Source organism: Maribacter sedimenticola, assembly GCF_900188415.1.
GTDB lineage: Bacteria > Bacteroidota > Bacteroidia > Flavobacteriales > Flavobacteriaceae > Maribacter > Maribacter sedimenticola.
On record NZ_FZNV01000006.1, the window covers coordinates 77738 to 101462 of the forward strand.

Below are 23725 nucleotides of genomic sequence, written 5' to 3' on the forward strand. Positions count from 1 at the left end.
CATTTTTCATGCGTTAAAATTCATACAACAAATAGTGTAGTGACACAATTGCCATAGCACTTGTAATGAACACTTTAGAATACAAAATTCATCCTATACAAAACAGAAAACTATCCAATTAATTGTGAACGACTGGTAAAACATTACTCTATATTTTAAAAATCCAATTAGAAATTTTCTACTGATTAGTCGTTTAGGTAATTAATACAGGAAAAATTTAGAACTTAAGACCAGGGCTAATATTATTAGACATTTCCATAGCGCTTTAAATTATATATACCCCACCCTAAGAAAAGAAGCTCTAAAAATAGTGCCGGTGTAAAGGGTGTTGAAATACCATCTAAAAGAGTGCTTATAATTCGGCCAAATGAGATCCCGCCCATAAAAAGCACATTGCAAAGGGTTGCACTATACCATACTTTGGCACTGTATGCACCTATAAGCCAAAAAACTCCGATTCCCACGTATATTCCCATTATAGCCCGTAACATATTCATCAACTCTAAGGACTCTACCTCATAATCTAGAATTAACGGTATTAAAACCGTAGGGTGCCCACCATATACCAAGCCTGCTATAATAACAATTATGCCTGACAATAATAGATTTAGGTATTTAGGTAGTTTCATTAGCCTTTTTACCATATAGTTGAACATATTTATATGCGGCCATTGCACCAAGAAAGGAAAATAAGGCTAGCATCCAAAATACATGTTGATGGCCTTGCAGTCCCGGAGAAGCATCCAACAAATAACCCATTGCAGCACCTGCAAATATATCTGGGGTATACCCTATTAAAGAAATTAGGCCTACGGCAGTACCGGTAAAAATCAATGGTATCTTACCGCTTTGCATGACTGCAAAATATAATGCCCTTGCAGCGTAAACACCAATGGCCACTATGAGTATTGAAATTAAAAATAAGATATACGGAATATTTTCTACGACTCCCAATGCAAACACGATCGAGCCGACAAACGCAATTATGAAACTCAGGAACAACCATACACTAGGTTTGGATCGGTCTGCCAAAACCCCAATAACAATACCAACTACAGGTCTAGCAAATAGTAAAAAAGTACCTACCTGTGCTGACCCAACTTGATCTAAATGCATAACATCTTGTGCATAAAGTGAAAAGACGTCGGTAATTTTATAACCAACATACGCGCAGAGAATAATTACCATTAATAAAATTACCGATGGCAAGCGTAATACCTGCCCTATTTGTGATACGGTAATTTTCTCTACCACAATATCCTGCTCATTTAAATTGGGCAGTTTCATGAACAACAATACCAATACACCAACTAGTGCAACAAGGGCGGATGATGATAAAATTACATATCTAAAAGCGAACCTACTTTCCTGTAAGGATGCAACTTCTAAATCGGTATGTAGAAAAAAAGAAAAAACGGCAACCCCTAATGTACCAAAAAGTGCACCTACCAAGCCCCTGCCACCATCTAAAAACCCAAAAGCCTTACCTTGAGCGTTCACTCCTCCCCAAACGCGAGTGGCCTTTATCATGGGCGACCAAAAAAGAAATATTGTAGTAAATCCCCAAAATCCATATAAAATTTGAAGTGTTGCATAGTCTGGAAAAGTGGCAAAGACCAATCCTCCTAACGCCGTAAGCCATAGTGCCATTGCAATTAACTTTCTTGGCGGGTATTTATCCGCCAGGGGCCCACCAAAAAAATAGGAGAGCAAAGCCACAAAACCATACACCGAAAAACACAGTCCCAATGACACATTGTCCAATTCAAACACTTTAAGGACCGTTGGTCTAAAAACACGTTGTAAAACAAAAGGGAGAATAAAAACACTCTCGCCTGCCAAGATTAGCAATACCAAATAATACCAAGGTGCTTTTTCCGTCGCTTTCATTTCTGGATTATTGGAATCCAAATTTCCTCTTTGGATGTAGGGTCGTTATGTTTATAGGCATCTCCCAAGACTTCAAAATGAGGTCTATCATCTAATCTATACATGGAATTAGGGACCCATTCCCCATAAATGTATTGAAATATACCAGCGTCTCCACTGGAACCCTCATAATCAAAAACCGCATATAAACCAGCTGGTATGGTCAAATAATGCATGTTAAGAGGAATATGATTCAATGTTGACACCTCAACACATGCCCATTTTGTAAATGTATTATTAGGGTCAAAATGATCAAAATATCCTGGAGGATACAATTGTAGCGATATAAATTCAGCGGAATTCCTACTCGATATCTCACCCGCCCTTGACCTTAGAGTTCTCCAAAGCTCGCCGGTTTTATTGTTTATGATACTCATATCCGCAGAAATACCGACAACCAATTTTTCCTTAAACTGCAATATTCTTGGTTCCATTTATTTACGTTTTAGTATATCAATTTCAAACAAACAGGCGGGCCCTTCTTTATAATGAGGCGGCAGTTCATCTACATTATTCAATTCAAACATACCCAAAAAGTCAAAACCTGCAGTTGTATAGTGGCGTATTAAACCGGTGTTCTCTCCAATTGTATCTAACCGTATATATCTTTTTTGCTTTAATGCAGCATACTTTTTGGCCCAATTGACAATGGAACCTACAAAATTTCTGCCTCTAAATTCTGGGTTGGTGGCAATACGATGAATGTAAATAGCAGTATCAGCATTTCTAGCTCCCCAAATTTGAGGGTCAGAAAAAGTTATGGCCCAAATACAGGCTGTTGTATTATCGATTAAAAGCTTAAACTGTCTTTTTTGATCAATCTCTTGGACTACCATTGTACGGTCAAATTCTGGCCAGACCACAACCTCTTGCTTAGAACGTTGAAAATCAGAAGCAATGCGGTACAGTTTAAATATTTCCTCAATATCCAGAAGATTTGAGTTCTTAATAACCATGGAAATATAGTTTACTTGTTTCTTACTTAAAAACCAAAATTATACTACTAAAAGACCTTGAGCGAATAATTTTCTAATTGGCTTGGAATACCAAAATAGTTCAAAATCACTGGATTGAAGTTCAAAATCCGCTTGTACTTGCTTAAAGGTCATTGCAGGGTGTTGTGGTGTAATTCTGTTTAAAAGGTCATATAACCAGTGCCCATGAACCCTATCTACGGTTATCTCAAAAACATTGGTCTTTGTATGAAATTTTAAGGTCAACATTTCCCAAGTCTTTCCTTTTTTGGACTTTACCGTTTGGGTACAAATAGGTGACGATCCCAGCCATACAATTCTAGCCGTAGGTCTGGTTTTAAAGACAGTATCCTCCTGTAAACAGTTATAAATAAAATCCGGTTGTATGGTCGTTACCGGTAACTCTACATCAAACCACTCCTGCAACGGCATGTCAAAGCCTATACCATGCATAAAATTGAACAATGATTTTTTTAATCCAAAGCTAAATTGTGCATGGTCAATACCTGTACCATCCACAAAATCGATATCATTATTGGCGAAAGTAATTTTTTTTAGATCCGGAACAACACCAAAGTCTTTTGGTCGTAGACCTACCGGACTGTGGGCCGTTAAAGCGAATTGATGCCAAAACCCTGATTGAACAATTCCCAATTCAAATAACTGCCTTACCATTTCCAAGCTGTCAACGGTTTCCTGAACGGTCTGTGTAGGATAGCCATACATTAAATAAGAATGGACCATAATATTGGCTTCGGTAAAATTACGTGTCACTTGGGCAACCTGAGCCACCGTTACACCTTTATCGATAAGCTGCAACAACCGGTCAGAAGCTACCTCTAAACCACCGGAAACGGCAATACAACCCGATGCTTTCAAAAGAAAACAAAGGTCCTGGGTAAAGTTTTTCTCAAAACGAATATTGGTCCACCATGTAATGGTCAATTTGCGCTTTAAAATTTCCATGGCCAATGCCTTCATCAACGATGGCGGAGCGGCCTCATCCACAAAATGAAAACCGGTTTCTCCCGTCTGGGCAATTATGGTCTCTATTCTATCTACCAACAAGCTGGCGGCTACAGGCTCATATACTTGAATATAATCCAACGATATATCACAGAAGGTACACTTGCCCCAATAACAACCATGTGCCATGGTCAATTTATTCCAACGACCATCACTCCATAAACTATGCATTGGATTGGCTATTTCTATTACGGATATATATTGGTCTAACAGTAGGTCCGTATAATCCGGTGTACCTACATCTTGCAGCTTATAATCCGATCTGGTACTATCGTTCCTATAGACAATAGCATCATTTTCCAAAATAAAGGTCCGTTTTAGCTCCCCTACTCTATTTATCACAAACCCATATATAAGTTCTAAAGGAAGCTCTCCGTCATCCAAGGAAATAAAATCAACAAATTCAAATACCCTTACATCGGTTACGCTACGTAACTCCGTATTTGGGAAACCGCCACCCATGGCAATCTTTATATCGGGAAAATTCCTTTTAATAAATTGGGCGCATCGAAAAGCACTATATAAGTTTCCAGGGAAAGGAACGGAAAAACATACCAACTTGGGTTCGTGTTGTATTAACCTTTGCTCCAATATGGATAAGGTCATATCATCTATGAAGGTAGGCTCGGCATTTAGATGTTCATAGAGTTCGTCAAAAGAATTTGCGCTACGTCCCAATTTTTCCGCATATCTACTAAAACCAAAATTAGGGTCTACACATTCCACCAAAAAATCTGACAGATCCTCTAGATACAATGTTGCCAAATGTTTGGCCTTGTCCTGCATGCCCATATTCCCAAAGGCCCATTCCAAATCGTCCAATTGCTGAAAACGAGAAGCGCGCGGCAAAAAATTATCGGTACATAACTGCCTGGCCAACGTATGGTTCTTGCCCTGCAAAAATAATAGTACCTGATCCAGGGTTTGTAGGTATTGCTCACGTAACTGATATATTCGTTGACAATTTTCCGAAACTATGGATTGTTCTTCATACGCCTTTTCAAAAAGATGTTGAAACGTACCCCTATTGAATAATTTTAAAATGACCTCTATACCTAAATCTGATTGAAACGATGTAATCTGTTTCGTATTCAAAAAACCTTTAATATATGCCGTAGCGGGATATGGCGTATTTAATTGGGTAAATGGAGGAGTTACTAATAAGAGGTCTTTCACTAGGTAATTTTAAAGGAATATTGCAAAGATAATGGTTACCGGACTGATTATCCTTCATTTAGATTTTCGCGTACCGCTTGTTGATATGCCCTAGGGTTATTGGCCTTTTTGATTCTTTTAAACGTTTGGTGCGGATTGGAGAAAGATTGGGAAAAATATTCCCAAAAGCCTTGCATTTTCATTTTTATTGGGGTTGGTCCTGATAGCGCTTCATCGTACTGTTGATAGATAGTATCATGAAATTCGGAAAAAATCTTCCATCTATCCTTTGGATATTCCGTTGTATCGTTCTTAATCATACTGGGTAAAAACGGGTCTGCAATTAACCCCCTGCCGATCATAAAGTGGTCAATACCAGGAAAGCGTTCTTTCATCTCCCTAAATTTTGCCACCGATGTAATATCCCCGTTATAATATAGTTTATGGCGGGTATTGTCTATACACTGTTGAAACGCTTCTAAATCTACTCCGCCTTTATACAATTGTTTTCCTATACGCGCGTGTATTGCAATATTTTTTAATGGGTATTTATCCAATATAGGAAATACCTCTAATATTTCCTGGGCATGCTCATAGCCCATCCTCATCTTCATGGAAACCGTTACATCCGTTTCTTCATGCGTACGTTTCAGGATAAGGTCTATTTTTCCTGGATTACATATGAGTCCGCTTCCCATTCCCTGTTTAGTCACCATAGGATAAGGACAACCTAAATTCCAATTCAGTTCCTTGTATCCCAAACTTTGAATATACTTTACAACAAATAAAAATTCGTCGGCATCATTCGTCATAACCTGAGGGATTACCTCTAGGGTACTATTGTTATGCGGTTGTAAATCTTTTTGATAGGAGTTTTTAATGATCAACTTTCCGTTTAAGCGTATGTAGGGTGCGTAAAACGTATCTACACCTCCAAAATACCGATGAAAGGCGTTCCTAAACCTAAAATCGGTAAAGCCTTGTAACGGGGACGATAAAAGGGTAATGTCTTTCAATTATGCCCGATCGTTTAATACGCTTGCCGTAACCAACAACTGACCTATATGACGTTGACAATGTTCTGCGGCATGGAACAACAGTCCCAAAACAGTAGTAGGTAATTTTTTTCTGCCAACGGTTCTTCTTTCACTTAGGGTTTCTTCAGGTAAGTTTTTAAAATACTCCAAAGCCTCCTCTACCTTACGGGAAAATTGTTCCTGTAAAAAAGTAACTTCGGTCTGTAGATTAAATGTACCCTCATGTTTTAGGAAATTAAATTGTTCCTCAGATAACGATTCTCCTTTGGCATAGGTCAACAACCGGTCTAAGACTCCTGTCATATGGTTCATATGAAAACCTACCGAAGCCCTTCCGCTAGCCTTGGCCCACAATAATTCCTTTGGGAAATTGTCCGTATATTTCCTTAATTCCCTTTCTGATTGCAACAACGCATGTGCTGCGGGTTGCAATGTACCGGTTATATTAGGGATTGGCCCACTTAACCAAAATTCTAAACTATCATCTTCCATAATCAACTATGCTTTTGGGGAATATTATACTACTCTTTTCTACCTTTTAAAATTTGTCCTGCACAAAGGAACTTACTACGTAGAACAGGATAATTACAGGAATAGCCATATAATGCATGGTTACGATTAAAACAATACTGATAATTATAAAGATATATCGCATAGCATTATCCTTAAAGCTGGTATTCTTAAATTTTAGCGCAAACAACGGTAAACTACAATTTAATAGGTATGCGCTTAACAGGGTAAGTACGATCAAAAACCATTGGTTAAGAATAATACCATTTATAATATCATTATTTTGATATAGAAGTATTAACGGTAAGGAAAGTATAAGCAATGCATTTGCCGGGGTAGGCAAACCTATAAATGATGAGGTTTGGTTTTCATCTATATTAAATTTGGCCAAACGGTATCCGGAGGCCATTGTCACTATAAATCCAAAAATGGGCAACAAATGCATGAGCTTTAATTGTCCTTCTTCCATAAAAAAGTGAGAACCATCTCCCCACCCATCTGTTTGGGACATGGCCAATAGCTGAAACATGACAATACCGGGCACCAAACCACTGGTAATCATATCCGCCAATGAATCTAGCTGTAATCCTAATTCACTCTTTACGTTAAGAACCCTTGCGGCCAATCCGTCAAAGAAATCAAAGAAAATGCCCAATGCAACGAATATTGCAGCAATTTCCAAGCGATTCATCACGGCAAAAATTGTGGCAACACAACCGCAAAAGACATTTAAAAGGGTTATAAAATTAGGGATATGTTTTTTCATAAGAATCTTAGTTAGGTACACTTTAAAACCATGTTGGCAACAGGGAACAAAATATGCGCCATAAAAATAACATAATTCTAATGGATCATAGATGTAATATATGAAAGTAAAATTATGAGCCCACTAGACAATACTAAATTATAAAAGCTTTTAGAATTAAATCTGTTATTATTCGCATCTTTGTATCCGCCACGTGCATGTTTCGTTATGTTCAAAAAAATACTTTTTTATTTTACCATATTCCTTTTTAACTTTTTGGGGCAATCCCAAGAGGTGCAGTTATCCCCGCTATCCAAAATAAGCTTGCTTACCGTGGGTACCGGTGATGATTTGGCCGCAAAATTTGGTCATAGCGCCATTCGTTTACAGGATCCTTCCTTAGGAATAGATGAGGTATATGGTTACGGCACCTATGATTTTGAGGACCCCAATTTTTATTTAAATTTTACAAGGGGTAAATTGGCCTATACTATTTCCAGAATTCCATATTCTTATTTTGAGAGATCTTACAAACAAGAGCAACGTTGGGTCAAGGAACAATCACTTAACTTAAATTTACAACAACGCAATGCTATAATTGGCTTTTTAGAGCATAACTTACTTCCTGAAAACAAGAGATACAAGTATGATTTCCTGTTTGATAATTGTGCCACAAGAATACCAATGGTATTTGAAAAAACGCTAGCCAATGAATTACATTTTAATTTTGATCATCTAAACGAGCATTTAACATTTAGGCAACTTATACGTTTAAAGCTCAACCCTAATAGCTGGTCCAATTTTGGAATAGACTTGGCTTTAGGTTCAGTAATAGACCGTAAAGCTACCCCGTATGAACATTTATTCCTCCCTATTTATGTTTATCGGCAGATGAAGCACACTACTCTAAATGGAGAGCCATTTGTTAAAAAAGAAACGGTTCTTTTAGATATTCCGGAACAGGACTATAGTTCTATTTTTGTTTTTAGTCCCGCTTTTTGGCTAGGATTGCTTTTAGTTCTGGTTAGCTGGATAACCTATAGAGACCATTCCAAAGGAGAACGTACCAAGTGGCTAGATTTTTCACTGTTTATCCTTACTGGACTTTCAGGAATTTTAATTGCTTTTCTTTGGTTTGGTACCGACCACCTGGCAACAAAAATGAATTATAATGCTTTATGGGCGTTTGCTCCAAATGCAATTGTGGCAATATATCTTCTAAAAAACGACCCTCCTAAATGGATAAATACCTATTTGATCATTGTAATGATTTTGGTCCTATTATCCATTTTAATATGGATTTTAAAAATCCAGGTATTTTCCATTTTAATGATACTTGTTTTAGGGGTATTGGGCATTAGATATATCTTCTTGTATTCATTTTTTAAAACCGTCCAAAAAACCAATATTAATTAAAATTCTCACGAATAAATTGGTTTTAGAACGTAGCATCAATAACGAACAATAAAAAATATATGAACTTACTTACCGTTGAAAATATTTCAAAATCCTATGGCGAGCTGGTCTTGTTTGACAACCTTTCTTTTGGTATTAACAAGGACCAAAAAATTGCCTTGATAGCAAAAAACGGTACAGGAAAAACATCCATATTAAATATTCTATCCGGGGCGGACACCCCAGACTCCGGTCAAGTGAATTATCGTAAGTCTACCCGAGTTTCCTTTTTGGCACAAGAGCCGGTAATGGACCCCAACTTAACCGTTGAAGAGACCATATTTGCGTCTGATAATGAAATTTTACAAGTTATTTCAAACTACGAAAAAGCCTTATTAAATCCTGAAGATGCAGATGCTTACCAAAAGGCATTTGAGGCAATGGACCGTTTTGAAGCTTGGGATTTTGAGACCCAGTACAAACAAATATTGTCCAAGCTAAAATTGGATGACCTCAATGCAAAGGTGGGCAGGTTATCCGGCGGGCAGAAAAAACGATTGGCATTGGCCAATGCACTTATCAATAAACCGGACTTACTGGTCCTAGACGAACCAACCAACCATCTAGATCTTGAAATGATCGAATGGCTAGAGGATTTTTTCGCAAAAGAAAACATGACCCTTTTCATGGTAACGCACGACCGTTATTTTTTAGAGCGTGTATGCAATGAAATCATTGAATTGGAAAATGGCAAACTATACCCATATAAAGGAAATTATTCTTACTATTTGGAGAAAAAGGAAGCCCGTATAGAACAGGAGGCCACAGAGCAACATAAAACGGAATTGCTGTTCAAGAAAGAATTAGATTGGATGAGGCGTCAGCCAAAGGCACGTACCACAAAATCAAAATCAAGAATAGATGATTTTGCGGTAATCAAGGAAAAAGCCAGCCAGCGGAGAAAGGACCATCAAGTTCAGCTAGAGTTGAATATGGAGCGTGTTGGCAGTAAAATATTGGAGTTGCATAAGATTTCAAAATCTTACCCCAATAAACCAATACTTGATAAGTTTGAATATGTATTTCAAAAAGGTGAGCGCATTGGCATTATTGGTAAGAACGGCACAGGAAAATCTACTTTCCTGAACATTCTTACAGGCAAGGACCAACCAGATGCCGGAAAGGTGGTGGTAGGTGATACCATAAAGTTTGGCTATTACACCCAAAAGGGCATTCAGATAAAAGAGGGTCAAAAAGTAATAGATGTCATACGTGAGTTTGGAGATTATATTCCGTTAATGAAAGGCAGGCAAATTTCTGCCCAGCAACTTTTAGAGCGATTTCTTTTTGATAGAAAAAAACAATATGATTTCGTTGAAAAATTAAGTGGTGGGGAAAGAAAGCGGCTATATTTATGTACCGTACTTATTCAAAATCCCAATTTTTTGATACTGGATGAACCAACCAACGATTTGGATATTGTTACCCTGAATGTATTGGAAAGTTTTTTGATGGATTTCCAAGGTTGTCTAATGGTCGTTTCCCATGACCGTTATTTTATGGATAAAATCGTAGACCACCTTTTTGTCTTTCGGGGTAATGCCGTAATTGAGGATTTTCCCGGTAATTACTCGGAATATAGGGCTTATGAGGACAGTCAGATACAGGAAAAGCGAGAACAGAAAGAATTAAAGAGCACGCCTAAATCTAACTGGAAAGATACTTCCTCAAATGCAAAAGCTTCATACGCGGAACAACAGGAGTTTAAAAAATTGGAACGGGAAATACAGAAACTGGAACAAAAAAAGGTAAAAGTGCAAGAAAAATTTACGGATACCTCATTATCTCCAGATGAAATTAAAGACCTGTCCATTGAACTTAATGAATTAACGGATTCCATTGACCAAAAGACAGAGCGTTGGTTTGAACTATCGGCAATTATTGAAGGTTAGTGGTACAATAAACTAATTAAGCGGTATGCTCTTGTTTGGACAAAATAACCAACGAACAAAAATTACCGTTCGTCTACAGTAAAATGATACTCACCTAACATCATAGAATTTAGTTAGACTATGCTACTACTTTAGCAGTATAATTAAACGAATATGAGACTGTTTATCGCTTTTGCCGCACTATTTTTAACTAGCTTTTTGGGTCATGCCCAAAAAACAACAGAAGACAATCCTGCTACAACAAGGACAACAAAGACAATTTTAGTTCAAAAGATAGAGACCAAAAAGGCAACACCAATTAAAAGTACAACTGACAAAATTGAAGTAGCTAGGTTGCATAAACATAAGAACAACAGAATAATTAAGGCATTGGCGTTCGACGTAAAAGCGAACCAACCAAAAATGGCTTAACGTTACGTTTAACTCTTTTTATTATACGTGCGCATTTTAGCCAACTCATATTCCAAACTAAATACTTCAAAACAATAACAGTTGACAAAGGATACTTATTTTTGAAAAAAAAATGGTTTGTATCAAATATTGTCCTTTTTAAAATTCTATGTTACGGCTACCAATCAACACGGTGTACATTCCCCTTTTGTCTATGACTACGTCACAAAATGTTTGTATAAAAAAGAAAGAATCAGGCTACCTGTAAGTATAAAAGTTCTAGTAAAAAGTATTTTATACTTTAATTACCAAACCGCAAGGTTATTGACCGCGAACAAAAATCTGGAAAAAGATATATTTGACCATTGCCCTAATGTCAATTTTACCCAAGAAAACCCTATTGTAATTGTTGGCTCCGTTAATGAGATCCTGCACAGTAAAATTCTAGATCAGAAACTTGAAAATAAAACAATGCTGTTCATTGATAAAATCCATAAAAATCAAAATACTTTTGAGCAATGGAAACATATACAGGCACATAATCAAGTAACCGTTACTATAGATTTGTTTTATTGTGGCTTGGTTTTCGTTAGAAAGGAACAAGTTAAAGAACATTTTAAAATACGGATATAAACCTGTAATTTTAAACTTAATCTCATCAATAAAAATGAACAATACTATTTACATTATACTGGCAGTAGTATTTGCACTTTATTTGGCACTTACGATAATAAATAGGAACAAATCCAAATCCCGCAAATCAAAAAAATTCATGGGCGATTATGAGCGTAAGGATAAGCACAAGAAAAATTAAGCCGTTAATTTCGTGAACCAAAAAATAAGTTACAATCAACAAACGGTAAATAAGAACAATATGTTCATTATCCCTTAAAGTTTTATAGTACAATGAAAATATACACAAAAACAGGTGATGATGGCACTACCGGACTCTTTGGTGGGACCAGGGTTCCCAAACACCATATTAGGATAGAAAGCTATGGCACTATTGATGAGTTAAACTCGTGGTTGGGCCTTATACGCGATCAAAAAATAGACACTACCACAAAGGAACAATTAATACAGATTCAAAAAGATTTGTTTACGGTTGGCGCTATTCTGGCTACGGATCCCAATAAAGCGCTTTTAAAAAATGGGCAAAAGAGACTGGCCATTTCAACAATAAGTACAAAAGAGCTCCAATTTTTAGAAAAGGCCATTGACGAAATAGATTTAAAATTACCGGCAATGACCCATTTTATTCTACCAGGCGGTCACACGACCGTGTCATACTGTCATATTGCCAGAACTGTTTGTAGAAGAGCGGAAAGAATGTCCACCTTGTTATTTAAGAATGAAAAATTTGATATGACCGTGCTGTCATATTTGAACAGGTTATCAGATTATTTATTTGTATTGGCACGAAAATTGTCTGTAGATCATAAAGCGAATGAAATAAAATGGGTTCCTGAAAAAAAGGACTAATAAAAAGCTAATTTATTCGTTATCAATTTATCAAAGCAAAAAATAATGAAACAAAAATTGATTTTTAAGGCTAATTTCTTGGCTATCTCAATTTAAAAATTACTTTTGCAAAAATTTTAAAATCAAACAATTACTATGTATTGGACATTAGAATTAGCATCTTATTTAAGTGATGCACCTTGGCCGGCAAGTAAAGATGAGTTAATAGATTACTCTATTAGAACTGGAGCCCCTTTGGAAGTCGTAGAAAATTTACAGTCTATGGAAGAAGAAGGTGGAGAGATTTATGAATCGATAGAAGAGATTTGGCCTGACTATCCAACGGAAGAAGACTACCTCTGGAACGAGGACGAATATTAATATTCGATATCATAATAACTACAAAAAAGTCTCTTAGGAGGCTTTTTTTTTATGTAATTTTGACAGGTAGTAAGGTTATTTCATAGAAAAACAAAGACTGGAATACCTTTTGCTATTTTTCAACGTCGACACATTTGCCGACTCTATAATATTTTGAAACCTACCTTGTTCAACTATACGCAAGTTAGGTATCATTTCTAATTAGATTAAAACATATGAGTTTCATAAATTCTATCCTAAAGGCCTTTGTTGGTGATAAATCGCAAAAAGATGTAAAGGAGCTTCAACCTTTAGTGGACCAAATAAAATCTTTTGAAGTACAGTTGGAAAGCCTGAGCCATGATGAATTAAGGCAAAAGACCTTGGATTTTAAACAAATCATTCAAGATTCCTATAAAGAAAAGACTGAACAGATCAATGCATTGGAAGAGGAGGTCAAAAACTCAAATGACATTGACAAGAACGAGGATATCTATACGGAGATAGATAAATTAAAGGAAGAAGCTTATGCACTTTCTGAAGAAACATTGAACAAAATACTTCCAGAAGCATTTGCAGTGGTCAAGGAAACGGCCAAACGTTTTGCAAATAATGAGACCATTACCGTTACCGCTTCTGAATATGACAGAACATTGTCAGGTAGTAAAGGCTATGTTACCTTAGACGGTGATAATGCCATTTGGAAAAACTCCTGGGATGCCGCAGGTAAAGAAGTAACTTGGGACATGGTGCATTATGATGTACAACTTATAGGAGGTATTGCCTTACACCAAGGTAAGATTGCGGAAATGCAGACAGGTGAAGGTAAAACTCTTGTGGCTACCCTACCTTTATATTTAAATGCATTAAGTGGAAACGGTGCACACTTGGTTACCGTAAATGATTATTTGGCCAAGAGGGATAGCGCATGGATGGCCCCAATTTTTGAATTTCATGGTCTTTCCGTAGACTGTATAGATCACCATAGACCAAATTCCGATGGTAGACGGGCTGCATATAATGCGGATATTACGTATGGAACCAACAATGAATTCGGTTTTGATTATTTAAGGGATAATATGGCGCATACCCCAAAAGATTTGGTACAACGCCCCCATAATTACGCCATTGTAGATGAGGTAGATTCCGTTTTGGTAGATGATGCGCGTACACCGCTTATTATATCCGGACCCGTACCCGAAGGTGACCGCCATGAGTTTAATGAGTTAAAACCTAAGGTTAGCGAAATAGTACAAAAGCAGCGGCAGCATTTAACTGGTGTATTGGCGGAAGCTAAAAAATTGATTGCCGAAGGTGATACCAAAGAAGGAGGATTCCTTTTACTGCGCGTATATCGTGGGCTTCCCAAGAACAAGGCCTTAATAAAATTCTTGAGTGAGGAAGGCGTAAAACAGCTGCTTCAAAAAACTGAGAATTTTTATATGCAGGATAACAATAGGGAAATGCCTAAAGTAGATGAGGACCTGTTGTTCGTAATAGATGAAAAAAACAATCAAATAGAATTAACGGATAAAGGCGTAGACTATATCTCTGGGGAGCAGGACAGGGATTTCTTTGTCATGCCGGATATTGGTGGTGAAATTGCCAAAATAGAAAATCAGAATCTTGATATTGAAAAAGAAGCGGAACTAAAGGAAGAATTGTTCAAGGACTTTACCGTTAAGAGTGAGCGTATACATACCATGAGCCAATTATTAAAGGCGTATACCTTATTTGAAAAAGATACCGAATATGTGGTCATGGACAATAAGGTGATGATCGTTGACGAACAGACAGGTCGTATTATGGATGGCCGTAGGTATTCTGACGGTTTGCACCAAGCCATTGAAGCAAAGGAAAATGTAAAAATAGAAGCCCTAACACAGACCTTTGCAACCGTTACCTTACAGAATTATTTTAGAATGTACAGCAAGCTTGCGGGTATGACGGGTACGGCAGTTACCGAAGCGGGCGAATTCTGGGAGATCTACAAATTGGATGTTATGGAAATTCCAACCAACAGACCAATAGCCAGAGATGATCGTAACGACTTAATCTATAAGACCAAAAGGGAAAAATACAATGCGATCATAGAAGAGGTTACCAAGATCAGTAAAGCTGGTAGACCCGTATTGATCGGTACAACATCTGTAGAGATATCAGAACTTTTATCAAAACTATTGAGTGTACGCAAGGTTCCCCATAATGTACTGAATGCCAAACTTCATAAAAAGGAGGCAGACGTAGTTGCTGAGGCCGGTAATGCCGGAGTAGTTACAATTGCTACCAACATGGCGGGTCGTGGTACGGATATTAAATTGTCCGAAGAAGTTAAAAAAGCTGGAGGACTTGCAATCATTGGTACGGAAAGGCATGATTCACGACGAGTGGACAGACAGCTACGTGGTCGTTCCGGACGTCAAGGAGATCCGGGAAGTTCTCAGTTCTATGTTTCTTTGGAAGATAATCTAATGCGTTTGTTCGGTTCTGACAGGGTAGCCAAAATGATGGATAAGATGGGCTTGGAAGACGGTGAGGTCATTCAGCACAGTATGATGACCAAATCCATAGAACGCGCACAGAAAAAAGTTGAAGAGAACAACTTTGGCGTACGTAAGCGTCTATTGGAATATGATGACGTAATGAACGCACAGCGTGAAGTGGTCTATAAGAGAAGACGTCATGCGTTACAGGGAGAGCGTTTAAAGCTAGATATTGCCAATATGATCTATGATACCTGTGAGGTAATCGTTGAGGGCAATAAAAATGCCAGTGACTACAAGAATTTTGAATTTGAACTGATCAAGTATTTCTCAATGACCTCTCCCGTAGAGGAAACTGAGTTTGACAAATCCGGTGCACAGGAAATTACCGCCAAAGTATACAAGGCTGCCTACAAACATTATAATGAAAAAATGGAACGTAATGCCGCAGCTGCGTATCCGGTAATCAAAAAAGTACATGAGGATAATGCCAATAATTTTGAACGTATCGTTGTGCCTTTTACAGATGGCATTAAAAGTCTAAACGTTGTTACCAATCTTCAAGATGCTTACGATACCAATGGCAAACAATTAATAACAGATTTTGAAAAGAATATTTCGTTGGCCATTATTGACGACTCTTGGAAAACCCATTTGCGTAAAATGGATGAATTGAAACAATCTGTACAATTGGCGGTTCACGAACAAAAGGATCCATTGTTAATTTATAAGTTTGAAGCATTCGAGCTTTTCAAGTCCATGATAGAAAAAGTGAACAAAGAAGTTGTTTCCTTTCTTTTTAAAGGGGAACTACCTTCAGAAAACACCAATGCTATTCAAGAAGAACGTATGGTTCAGCGTTCAAGGGAAAATTTAAAAACCACCAAAGAGGAAATACCCAATAGTGATGAATTGGCGGCACGTAATAGAGCAGTTGGTCAAAACCAAGGACAGCGACCTGCTGTTACAGAAACCATTACCAGGGAACAACCAAAAATTGGTAGAAACGAACGTGTTACCATTAAAAATGTAATGAGCGGTGAAAGTAAAACCGTAAAGTTTAAACAGGCAGAACCGCTGATTCAAAGTGGCTCTTGGGTGTTAACACAAGACTAATTTAACATACATTTCTTTTAAAAAAGCATTTCATTTTATTGAAATGCTTTTTTTATGTGTAAAATCCTCACTTTTAAATCCCAACTTGTTAAATCAGAATATTATAAAATTTTGGTATAAAAAAAACGGTATATTTAAATTACCACTTAAAAAACCGAAAAATGAACAATACCAGGAGAAAATTCATTACTTCTATAGGAATGCTTGCAGCCAGTTCGGCATTTCCTATATCAACTTTTGCGTTTAACAAAACTTCTAAATTAAAGGTTGCCTTGGTAGGCACCGGTATTAGGGGCACCACTTTTTGGGGTAAACGTTTGGTAGATGAATATGGTGAAATATTGGAATTTGTAGGTTTATCCGATATTAACTCAAGCCGCTTAAAATATGCCATGAAATTCATAGGAGCGGACTGCCCGCTCTTTACGGATTTTGAAGAGATGATACAAAAGACTGAACCTGATTTGGTCATCGTTACCACTAAAGACTCCACTCATCATGAATACATTATTAAAGGATTGGAAATGGGCTGTGATGTCCTTACGGAAAAACCGTTGACTACGGACGAAATCAAATGCCAAGAAATTATTGATGCAGAAAAGAAATCGGACAAAAAGTTAATTGTAGGTTTTAATTATCGATGGAGTCCGTATGCTACAAAAATCAAGGAATTGATAAGCAACAAAACCATAGGAGATTTGGTTTCCGTAGATTTCCATTGGTACCTTAATACGTATCATGGTGCATCTTATTTTAGGAGATGGCATGGAGAAATGGAAAGCAGTGGTTCTTTATGGGTTCATAAATCTACCCATCATTTTGATTTGTTAAATTGGTGGATAAATTCTGAACCTAAAGAAGTATTTGCCTATGGCGATTTGGAATTTTATGGCAAAAACGGACCGCAAAGAGGTCCCAATTGCAGGTCATGTGACCATAAATCCACTTGTGAGTTCTATTGGGATATTACAAAGGATGAGTCCATGAAAAAACTTTATGCCGACCATGAGCATGAAGATGGTTATATCAGGGACAATTGTCTCTTTAGGAACGAGATAGATATTTATGATAAAATGTCCGCACAGGTTAAATATACCGATAATACGGTAGTCAATTATAGCTTAACGACCTACTCCCCTTTTGAAGGTTGGCGTGTTTCGTTCAACGGAACAAAGGGCAGAATTGAAGCTTCTGAGGATATACCCTACCATTCGGTCAGCACGGTCAGTGAAGCTGAAAAACATGCTTTGGAAATGGCCCAGAATAATAAAGAGGAAGAAAATTTTGGTTCGATCGTTGTGCATAAATTATGGGAAAAACATGAGGTTGTCAAAGTACCCATTGAAAAAGGGGGCCATGGAGGCGGTGATAAGCGTCTTCATGATAAAATCTTTGTCAATCCAGAAACTACAGACCCTTATGGCAGAACTGCAGGCATTAGGGATGGGGCCATGTCCGTCTTAATAGGAATTGGAGCAAGAAGGAGTATAGAGTCAGGAAAAGCTATTAAAATTGGTGATTTAACAGACCTGGAACCTAAAAAAATACGTTCATAATTATTTTTTTGTCGCATAAGGCTATACTATCCTAAAATTTACTAGTATAATGTTAAAAACATAATTAGATTTACATTGTATAAACAGTATAATTTATAGTACCTAAACCACATTTATGCCCGGATTTACCATTGACCAAGAGCGTCTACAGGATAAAACCAAATTATTTTTAAGGGTAAGTTATGCCACTAGTATCATCTCCATATTATTTGGGGCCATATGCTATTTCATATTGCATGTTACCCAAATAATACCGTTTGTATTAGTTGCATTTGGTATAATAAACCTTATAAACCTACAATATTTCAAGGTCCATAAGCAAATTTTACCTACGTTCAATTTTTCATCGGTCATTGGGCTTATATCTGCATTTGTGGTAACCCTTTATAGTGGTGGTATTCAAAGTCCGTTTATATTCATGCTTCCCTTAATAGGTTTTGGCGGGTTTGTCAATAGTAGTAAATATGGCAGAAATTATTTTAATCTAATTTACGTTCTAATTTGCTTGCTTTTTACGCAAACTATACCAAGTTTAAGGGTTACGGAAAATGTAGTTCCGGTAGAATACTTTGGAACGTTTAGTTTTCTTTCCATATTGATCTCGGTATTCCTATTGGGTAATACCTTTGGCAAAAGTTTGTTAAAAACCTACAATGCTTTATATACGTCCAAAAAAAATATGGCTATTCAGGTTCATGAAAAAGAGAACCTATTAAAGGAAGTACACCATAGGGTAAAAAATAATTTACAGACCGTTTCAAGTTTATTGAGCCTGCAATCCAGGAACATTGAAAACGGACCTATGAAAGGACTTCTAAAAGGGACACAAAACAGGGTTATAGCCATGGCTATGGTTCACGAAATGTTATATATGCGTAATGATATTAGCCATATAGAATATAAATCGTACGTGCAAGAATTGAGCGAATACCTTATACGTTCCATAAAAGGAATTGAAAATTCAATTGTGTTAAATATTGAAATCCCCAATATTAAATTAGGTATTGATACCGCCATACCTTTAGGATTGTTAATCAATGAAGCATTGACGAATGCCTTAAAATATGGAATTGAAGGTGACGATTCCGGAGAAATCCATATTAAATTACAAAAAGACCAGGCCAAACAAAACTGTTATATTTTGGAAATTGGCGATAATGGAAAAGGTTTCCCAGATACGGTAAATTATAAGAATACTAAATCATTAGGGCTAAAACTAATACATAACCTTACCCGCCAATTAAGAGGCACCATAGAAAGGGACCATTCTAAAAAAGGAACTAATTACATCATACAGTTTCAAGAAATTAATCAGCAGTTAAACCAGACCCTATAAGTTTATGTTGAGAAAAATGCCAGTAATTTAATAGGTGTTCAGAAAAATTCAGCACAAAAGTAATTGCAGTTATTTGTCTATATTTAAGCAACCAACTAAAAAACTGACTGCATGCTTAAAAAATTACTCCTTTTGGTAATTCTTTCTGGATTTACCTTATCTGCCCAAGATTATTTTGTTCAAAAATACAAACCCTTTACAGCTGAAATTCCTTCTCCCGAAACGTTTTTGGGCTATGGTATTGGTGAACATCATACACGGCATGATCTCATAGTAGCTTACCTGAAAAAACTTGCCGAACTTTCCGATCGGGCAAGCATAGAAGAATACGGTAGAACCCATGAAGGTAGAAAACTGGTCATGCTTACCGTTACCAGTCCAAAAAATTTAAACAACCTAAACAATTTACGTGAAGCGCACTTGGCCTTTACTGACCCAATACAAAAAGTTTCCAATTATAACGAGGTTCCTATCTTCATTAACTTAGCATACAACGTCCACGGCAATGAACCTTCAAGTTCAGAGGCTGCATTGTTAACGGCGTATACACTAGTAGCTTCCCAAAATCCTGAAATTTTAAAATATTTAGACAATGCCGTCATTTTTATTGACCCCACCATTAATCCTGATGGTAGGGATAGGCATACCCAATGGGTAAATACATATCAAGGGAGTCCAGAAGTGGCAGACCCCCAAGACGCGGAGCATAATGAATATTGGCCTATGGGAAGAACTAACCATTATTGGTTTGACCTGAACAGGGATTGGCTATTGGCCATTAATCCTGAAAGTAGGGGTAAATTGAAATGGTACCATCAATGGTACCCCAACGTTGTGACAGATTTTCATGAAATGGGAACCCAAAGCACATACTTTTTTGAACCAATGAAAACGAATGCCTCTTTTGACCCCATTATGCCCAAAGAGAATTATGAAGATTTGAACACCCTATTTGGAAATGAATTTGCAAAAAGTTTGGATAGCATAGGATCATTATATTTTACAAAGGAAGTTTTTGATGGTACTTATCCCGGCTATGGCTCTTCCTACCCAGACCTACAGGGCGGACTAGGACTATTGTTTGAACAGGCCAGCTCAAGAGGACATAGACAAACTACGGCATTTGGTGAAATTACCTTTGCATTTACGATAAGAAACCAATATGTATCTGGGTTAACCACTGTAAAAACAGCGGTGGACAATAAAGATATAATGCGTAAGTATCAACAAGATTTTTTCAAGAGCGCCTTGACCAATGCTACCAAAAACAAGGTTAAAGGCTATCTTTTTGGGGATACACATGATCAAAACAGAACAAAAGCCTTTATTGATAAATTGCTTCTTCACAAAGTAGAGGTATACCGGTCTGGCAATAGGTTTGCGGTACCCACCCAGCAACCACAATACCGTATGGTGCAAACAATGTTTGAGACCTATGAAAAATATAGAGACAGTGTATACTATGATGCCTCTGCATGGTCCGTTGCCAATTTTTACAATATGAAATATAGACCCGTTAATAATTTGGACTTAGGGGAGAAAATTTCCACCACGCAGGAGCTGATCAAATTAGAACCCGTATCCAAATCCAGCTATGCTTATATCATGGATTGGGACGATTATAATGCACCGGCAGCCTTATATTATTTACAGCAAAAAGGAATTATAGCCTCGTCCGCTGCAAAGCCATTTTCAGTTAGGGCCAACAAGGATAACAAATCATTTAATTATGGTGCAGTCTTGATTCCGGTAAGTCTCCAAAAAGTAGATGGCACATCAATTCATCAAATGATAACAGAAGCACAGGAAAAATTCAATGTTCCTTTTTATGCGGTGAACACTGGACTTAGCGATAATGGTATTGATTTGGGCAGCGGCAATATCTCACCTATAAAGCAACCAAAAGCCGTAATGTTGATTGGTAATGGAGTAAGGTCCTATGAGGCAGGTGAGGTTTGGCATCTACTGGATACCCGTGTACATATGCCTATTACGAAGGTACCCATTCGCAATTTCAACAAGTTGAATTTAGATAAGTATACCTCCCTAGTAATGGTTTCGGGACAATATAATTTTACTAAAAATCAAATTGAAAAAATAAAGCAATGGACGGAAAAAGGAAATACTTTGGTGACTATAGGCTCTGCCAGTAAATGGGCTATAGACAAAAAAATAGTTCAAGAAGAGCTCATTGCTAAAGAAAAGGATTCTACCCAAATAGCTGATAGAAAACCCTATGTAGATGCACGTGAGAATATTGGTAAGGAAAGTATTGGTGGTGTTATCTTAAAAGTTGACTTGGATATTACCCATCCACTCTCCTATGGCTATAGGGACAATCAATTACCTGTTTATAAAAACAATTCCGTTTGGTTGGCTCCCAGTAAAAATCCGTATGCCACCGTTGCCAAATATGCTGAAGACCCACATATTGATGGTTTTATAACCAAAAAAAACATGGCGGAACATATTATGAATTCGGCATCGCTTATTGTCAGTAAGGTAGGCAAAGGCAGGGCCGTATTATTTGCTGACAATCCAAATTTTAGAGGCTCATGGTATGGAACAAACAGGCTATTCTTAAACGCTCTTTTTCTTGGAGATAAAATAAAAGTTCCCTCGCAGGATTAATAATACATATTTGAAAATTTTAAAATTGAACATGAAAAAAAAATTAGGTCATATAGCACTGGTCATCGCCACTATTTTTATAAATAATATATCTGCTCAGTCTTTGCAAGGTGACGGACCACATAACCAATTGATTATTAGAGGAGTTATGCTTATTAACGGTAATGGAGCCCCTCCTCAAGGACCTGTTGATATTGTTGTTGAGAACAACATGATTAAAGATGTGAAGGTTGTTGGTTACCCGGGAGTAATAATAGATGAAAGTAGAAGACCAAAACTTAAACCCGGTGGAAAGGAACTTGATTGTACTGGTATGTTCCTCATGCCCGGTTTTATAGATATGCATACCCACATAGGGGGCGATGCGCAAGGAGCAGACCCGGATTATGTGTTTAAACTGTGGATGGCACATGGAGTTACTACGGTGAGAGAAGTAGCGGGAAGAGGTATCGATATAGCGTTAGATCTAAAAGAAAAGAGTAAAAGAAACGAAATAATTGCGCCACGCATAATTTCCTATACTGCCTTTGGACAGACAAGTAAAACCTTCAACCCCTTGAACGATATACCTATTTCTACACCAGAACAGGCTCGGGAGTGGGTACGTGCCAATGCAAAAAAAGGCGCGGACGGAATTAAATTCTTTGGGGCCGAACCTGAAATTATGGCAGCCGCTTTGGATGAAAACAAAAAGTTGGGGCTAGGATCGGCATGTCACCATGCACAGATGAGCGTAGCCAGGTGGAACGTTTTACATTCCGCTAGGGCCGGGTTGACCTCAATGGAACATTGGTATGGTTTGCCAGAGGCACTATTTGAGGACCGTACGGTGCAAGATTTTCCGTTGGACTACAATTACCAAAATGAGCAGGACCGTTTTGAAAATGCGGGTAAATTATGGAAACAGGCGGCAGCACCATACTCTGAACATTGGAACAATGTAATGAACGAACTATTGGCGTTGGATTTTACTATTGACCCCACATTCAATATTTATGAGGCAAGTAGGGATTTACAACGAGCTAGACGTGCAGAATGGCATGATGATTATACACTGCCATCTCTTTGGGAGTTTTATCAACCAAGTAAGATTTCCCATGGATCCTATTGGCATGATTGGGGTACAGAGCAGGAAGTGGAATGGAAAAACAATTACAAGCTGTGGATGACCTTTATCAATGAATATAAAAATAGAGGTGGCCGTGTAACGACAGGATCGGATTCCGGTTTCATTTTTCAACTATACGGCTTTGCATATATACGTGAATTGGAGTTGTTGCGCGAAGCTGGATTTCATCCGTTGGAAATTATACAATCTGCCACACTAAATGGCGCAGAAGCTCTTGGAATGGACGATGTAATAGGCTCGGTCAGTATTGGTAAATACGCAGATTTTGTAGTAGTAGAAGAAAATCCACTTCAAAACTTTAAAGTGTTATATGGAACTGGAGCCATAAAGCTTACCGAGGACAATGAGGTGGTTCGTATTGGTGGTGTAAAGTATACGATCAAAGATGGTATCGTATATGACGCCAAGGCCCTACTGGCTGATGTTAAAAGACAAGTAGATGAAGCCAAGGCAAAAAGTAATTATAACATTAAACAGCCCGGTATCAAGAATTAAAACTTCTTCTTGTCCACACGCACTTTGATCGCTTGTAGTTTATTT

20 protein-coding genes are annotated in these 23725 nt (G+C 37.5%); 12 read left to right on the forward strand and 8 right to left on the reverse strand.

Annotated features, from left to right (window positions below; translation table 11 throughout):
* Positions 1 to 245 precede the first annotated feature (245 nt).
* From CHB68_RS14905 to CHB68_RS14940, 8 genes are read right to left on the reverse strand one after another with little or no spacing between them, the layout of a single operon-like run.
* Complete coding sequence (locus tag CHB68_RS14905; RefSeq protein ID WP_245838959.1) at positions 246 to 629, reverse strand: DUF4345 domain-containing protein; 384 nt, start codon at positions 627 to 629, stop codon at positions 246 to 248.
* A complete protein-coding gene (locus CHB68_RS14910) occupies positions 616 to 1890 on the reverse strand; it encodes an MFS transporter (RefSeq protein ID WP_089262058.1) in 1275 nt (424 codons plus the stop codon). The genes CHB68_RS14905 and CHB68_RS14910 overlap by 14 nt, the downstream gene beginning before the upstream one ends.
* The gene (locus CHB68_RS14915; RefSeq protein WP_089262060.1) at positions 1887 to 2363 is read right to left on the reverse strand and encodes a GyrI-like domain-containing protein; all 477 of its coding nucleotides are present in this window, start codon (positions 2361 to 2363) and stop codon (positions 1887 to 1889) included. The genes CHB68_RS14910 and CHB68_RS14915 overlap by 4 nt, the downstream gene beginning before the upstream one ends.
* Positions 2364 to 2885 carry a GNAT family N-acetyltransferase gene (locus CHB68_RS14920; protein ID WP_089262062.1) on the reverse strand — a complete coding sequence of 174 codons (522 nt, stop codon included), beginning with the start codon at positions 2883 to 2885 and terminating at the stop codon, positions 2364 to 2366.
* 39 nt (positions 2886 to 2924) lie between these two features.
* Positions 2925 to 5105, reverse strand: a complete 2181-nt coding sequence (locus CHB68_RS14925) for a B12-binding domain-containing radical SAM protein (RefSeq protein WP_089262064.1) — start codon at positions 5103 to 5105, stop codon at positions 2925 to 2927.
* 47 nt (positions 5106 to 5152) lie between these two features.
* On the reverse strand, positions 5153 to 6100 hold the full coding sequence (locus CHB68_RS14930) for a tRNA dihydrouridine synthase (RefSeq protein ID WP_245838960.1): 948 nt from the start codon (positions 6098 to 6100) through the stop codon (positions 5153 to 5155).
* The gene (locus CHB68_RS14935; RefSeq protein ID WP_089262066.1) at positions 6101 to 6613 is read right to left on the reverse strand and encodes a DinB family protein; all 513 of its coding nucleotides are present in this window, start codon (positions 6611 to 6613) and stop codon (positions 6101 to 6103) included.
* A 46-nt stretch (positions 6614 to 6659) separates the two neighbouring features.
* On the reverse strand, positions 6660 to 7397 hold the full coding sequence (locus tag CHB68_RS14940; RefSeq protein WP_089262068.1) for a CDP-alcohol phosphatidyltransferase family protein: 738 nt from the start codon (positions 7395 to 7397) through the stop codon (positions 6660 to 6662).
* 207 nt (positions 7398 to 7604) lie between these two features.
* Between CHB68_RS14940 and CHB68_RS14945 the strand changes: the two genes are divergently transcribed.
* The 12 genes from CHB68_RS14945 to CHB68_RS14995 all read left to right on the forward strand — a co-directional run bounded on the left by CHB68_RS14945 (position 7605) and on the right by CHB68_RS14995 (position 23680).
* Entirely contained in the window at positions 7605 to 8792 is a 1188-nt protein-coding gene (locus tag CHB68_RS14945; protein WP_089262070.1) for a lipoprotein N-acyltransferase Lnb domain-containing protein, read from the forward strand.
* 59 nt (positions 8793 to 8851) lie between these two features.
* Positions 8852 to 10723: an ABC-F family ATP-binding cassette domain-containing protein gene (locus tag CHB68_RS14950; protein WP_089262072.1), complete on the forward strand. Its 1872-nt coding sequence runs from the start codon at positions 8852 to 8854 to the stop codon at positions 10721 to 10723.
* Between the two features lie 153 nt (positions 10724 to 10876).
* Positions 10877 to 11134 carry a hypothetical protein gene (locus CHB68_RS14955; protein WP_089262074.1) on the forward strand — a complete coding sequence of 86 codons (258 nt, stop codon included), beginning with the start codon at positions 10877 to 10879 and terminating at the stop codon, positions 11132 to 11134.
* A 303-nt stretch (positions 11135 to 11437) separates the two neighbouring features.
* Positions 11438 to 11746, forward strand: a complete 309-nt coding sequence (locus CHB68_RS18445) for a hypothetical protein (RefSeq protein ID WP_143815217.1) — start codon at positions 11438 to 11440, stop codon at positions 11744 to 11746.
* Positions 11747 to 11780: 34 nt separating this feature from the next.
* Positions 11781 to 11927, forward strand: a complete 147-nt coding sequence (locus tag CHB68_RS18615) for a hypothetical protein (protein WP_179213212.1) — start codon at positions 11781 to 11783, stop codon at positions 11925 to 11927.
* A gap of 92 nt (positions 11928 to 12019) precedes the next feature.
* Positions 12020 to 12595: a cob(I)yrinic acid a,c-diamide adenosyltransferase gene (locus tag CHB68_RS14965; protein WP_089262078.1), complete on the forward strand. Its 576-nt coding sequence runs from the start codon at positions 12020 to 12022 to the stop codon at positions 12593 to 12595.
* 135 nt (positions 12596 to 12730) lie between these two features.
* Positions 12731 to 12955, forward strand: a complete 225-nt coding sequence (locus CHB68_RS14970; RefSeq protein WP_027064442.1) for a DUF2795 domain-containing protein — start codon at positions 12731 to 12733, stop codon at positions 12953 to 12955.
* Between the two features lie 215 nt (positions 12956 to 13170).
* Positions 13171 to 16533 carry a preprotein translocase subunit SecA gene (secA, locus tag CHB68_RS14975; protein ID WP_089262080.1) on the forward strand — a complete coding sequence of 1121 codons (3363 nt, stop codon included), beginning with the start codon at positions 13171 to 13173 and terminating at the stop codon, positions 16531 to 16533.
* 161 nt (positions 16534 to 16694) lie between these two features.
* The gene (locus tag CHB68_RS14980; protein WP_179213213.1) at positions 16695 to 18089 is read left to right on the forward strand and encodes a Gfo/Idh/MocA family oxidoreductase; all 1395 of its coding nucleotides are present in this window, start codon (positions 16695 to 16697) and stop codon (positions 18087 to 18089) included.
* Between the two features lie 115 nt (positions 18090 to 18204).
* Positions 18205 to 19425, forward strand: coding sequence for a sensor histidine kinase (locus CHB68_RS14985; RefSeq protein ID WP_089262082.1), 1221 nt, complete (start codon positions 18205 to 18207; stop codon positions 19423 to 19425).
* Between the two features lie 111 nt (positions 19426 to 19536).
* A complete protein-coding gene (locus CHB68_RS14990; RefSeq protein WP_089262084.1) occupies positions 19537 to 22056 on the forward strand; it encodes a M14 metallopeptidase family protein in 2520 nt (839 codons plus the stop codon).
* A 31-nt stretch (positions 22057 to 22087) separates the two neighbouring features.
* Positions 22088 to 23680, forward strand: a complete 1593-nt coding sequence (locus tag CHB68_RS14995) for an amidohydrolase family protein (protein ID WP_089262086.1) — start codon at positions 22088 to 22090, stop codon at positions 23678 to 23680.
* Positions 23681 to 23725 lie beyond the last annotated feature (45 nt).

Bases quoted from the DNA above. Each gene is read 5' to 3' on its own strand.
- CHB68_RS14905 (WP_245838959.1), bottom strand. From the start codon at position 629: ATGAAACTACCTAAATACCTAAATCTATTATTGTCAGGCATAATTGTT.
- CHB68_RS14910 (WP_089262058.1), bottom strand. From the start codon at position 1,890: ATGAAAGCGACGGAAAAAGCACCTTGGTATTATTTGGTATTGCTAATC.
- CHB68_RS14915 (WP_089262060.1), bottom strand. From the start codon at position 2,363: ATGGAACCAAGAATATTGCAGTTTAAGGAAAAATTGGTTGTCGGTATT.
- CHB68_RS14920 (WP_089262062.1), bottom strand. From the start codon at position 2,885: ATGGTTATTAAGAACTCAAATCTTCTGGATATTGAGGAAATATTTAAA.
- CHB68_RS14935 (WP_089262066.1), bottom strand. From the start codon at position 6,613: ATGGAAGATGATAGTTTAGAATTTTGGTTAAGTGGGCCAATCCCTAAT.
- CHB68_RS14940 (WP_089262068.1), bottom strand. From the start codon at position 7,397: ATGAAAAAACATATCCCTAATTTTATAACCCTTTTAAATGTCTTTTGC.
- CHB68_RS14945 (WP_089262070.1), top strand. From the start codon at position 7,605: ATGTTCAAAAAAATACTTTTTTATTTTACCATATTCCTTTTTAACTTT.
- CHB68_RS14950 (WP_089262072.1), top strand. From the start codon at position 8,852: ATGAACTTACTTACCGTTGAAAATATTTCAAAATCCTATGGCGAGCTG.
- CHB68_RS14955 (WP_089262074.1), top strand. From the start codon at position 10,877: ATGAGACTGTTTATCGCTTTTGCCGCACTATTTTTAACTAGCTTTTTG.
- CHB68_RS18615 (WP_179213212.1), top strand. From the start codon at position 11,781: ATGAACAATACTATTTACATTATACTGGCAGTAGTATTTGCACTTTAT.
- CHB68_RS14965 (WP_089262078.1), top strand. From the start codon at position 12,020: ATGAAAATATACACAAAAACAGGTGATGATGGCACTACCGGACTCTTT.
- CHB68_RS14970 (WP_027064442.1), top strand. From the start codon at position 12,731: ATGTATTGGACATTAGAATTAGCATCTTATTTAAGTGATGCACCTTGG.
- secA (WP_089262080.1), top strand. From the start codon at position 13,171: ATGAGTTTCATAAATTCTATCCTAAAGGCCTTTGTTGGTGATAAATCG.
- CHB68_RS14980 (WP_179213213.1), top strand. From the start codon at position 16,695: ATGAACAATACCAGGAGAAAATTCATTACTTCTATAGGAATGCTTGCA.
- CHB68_RS14985 (WP_089262082.1), top strand. From the start codon at position 18,205: ATGCCCGGATTTACCATTGACCAAGAGCGTCTACAGGATAAAACCAAA.
- CHB68_RS14990 (WP_089262084.1), top strand. From the start codon at position 19,537: ATGCTTAAAAAATTACTCCTTTTGGTAATTCTTTCTGGATTTACCTTA.
- CHB68_RS14995 (WP_089262086.1), top strand. From the start codon at position 22,088: ATGAAAAAAAAATTAGGTCATATAGCACTGGTCATCGCCACTATTTTT.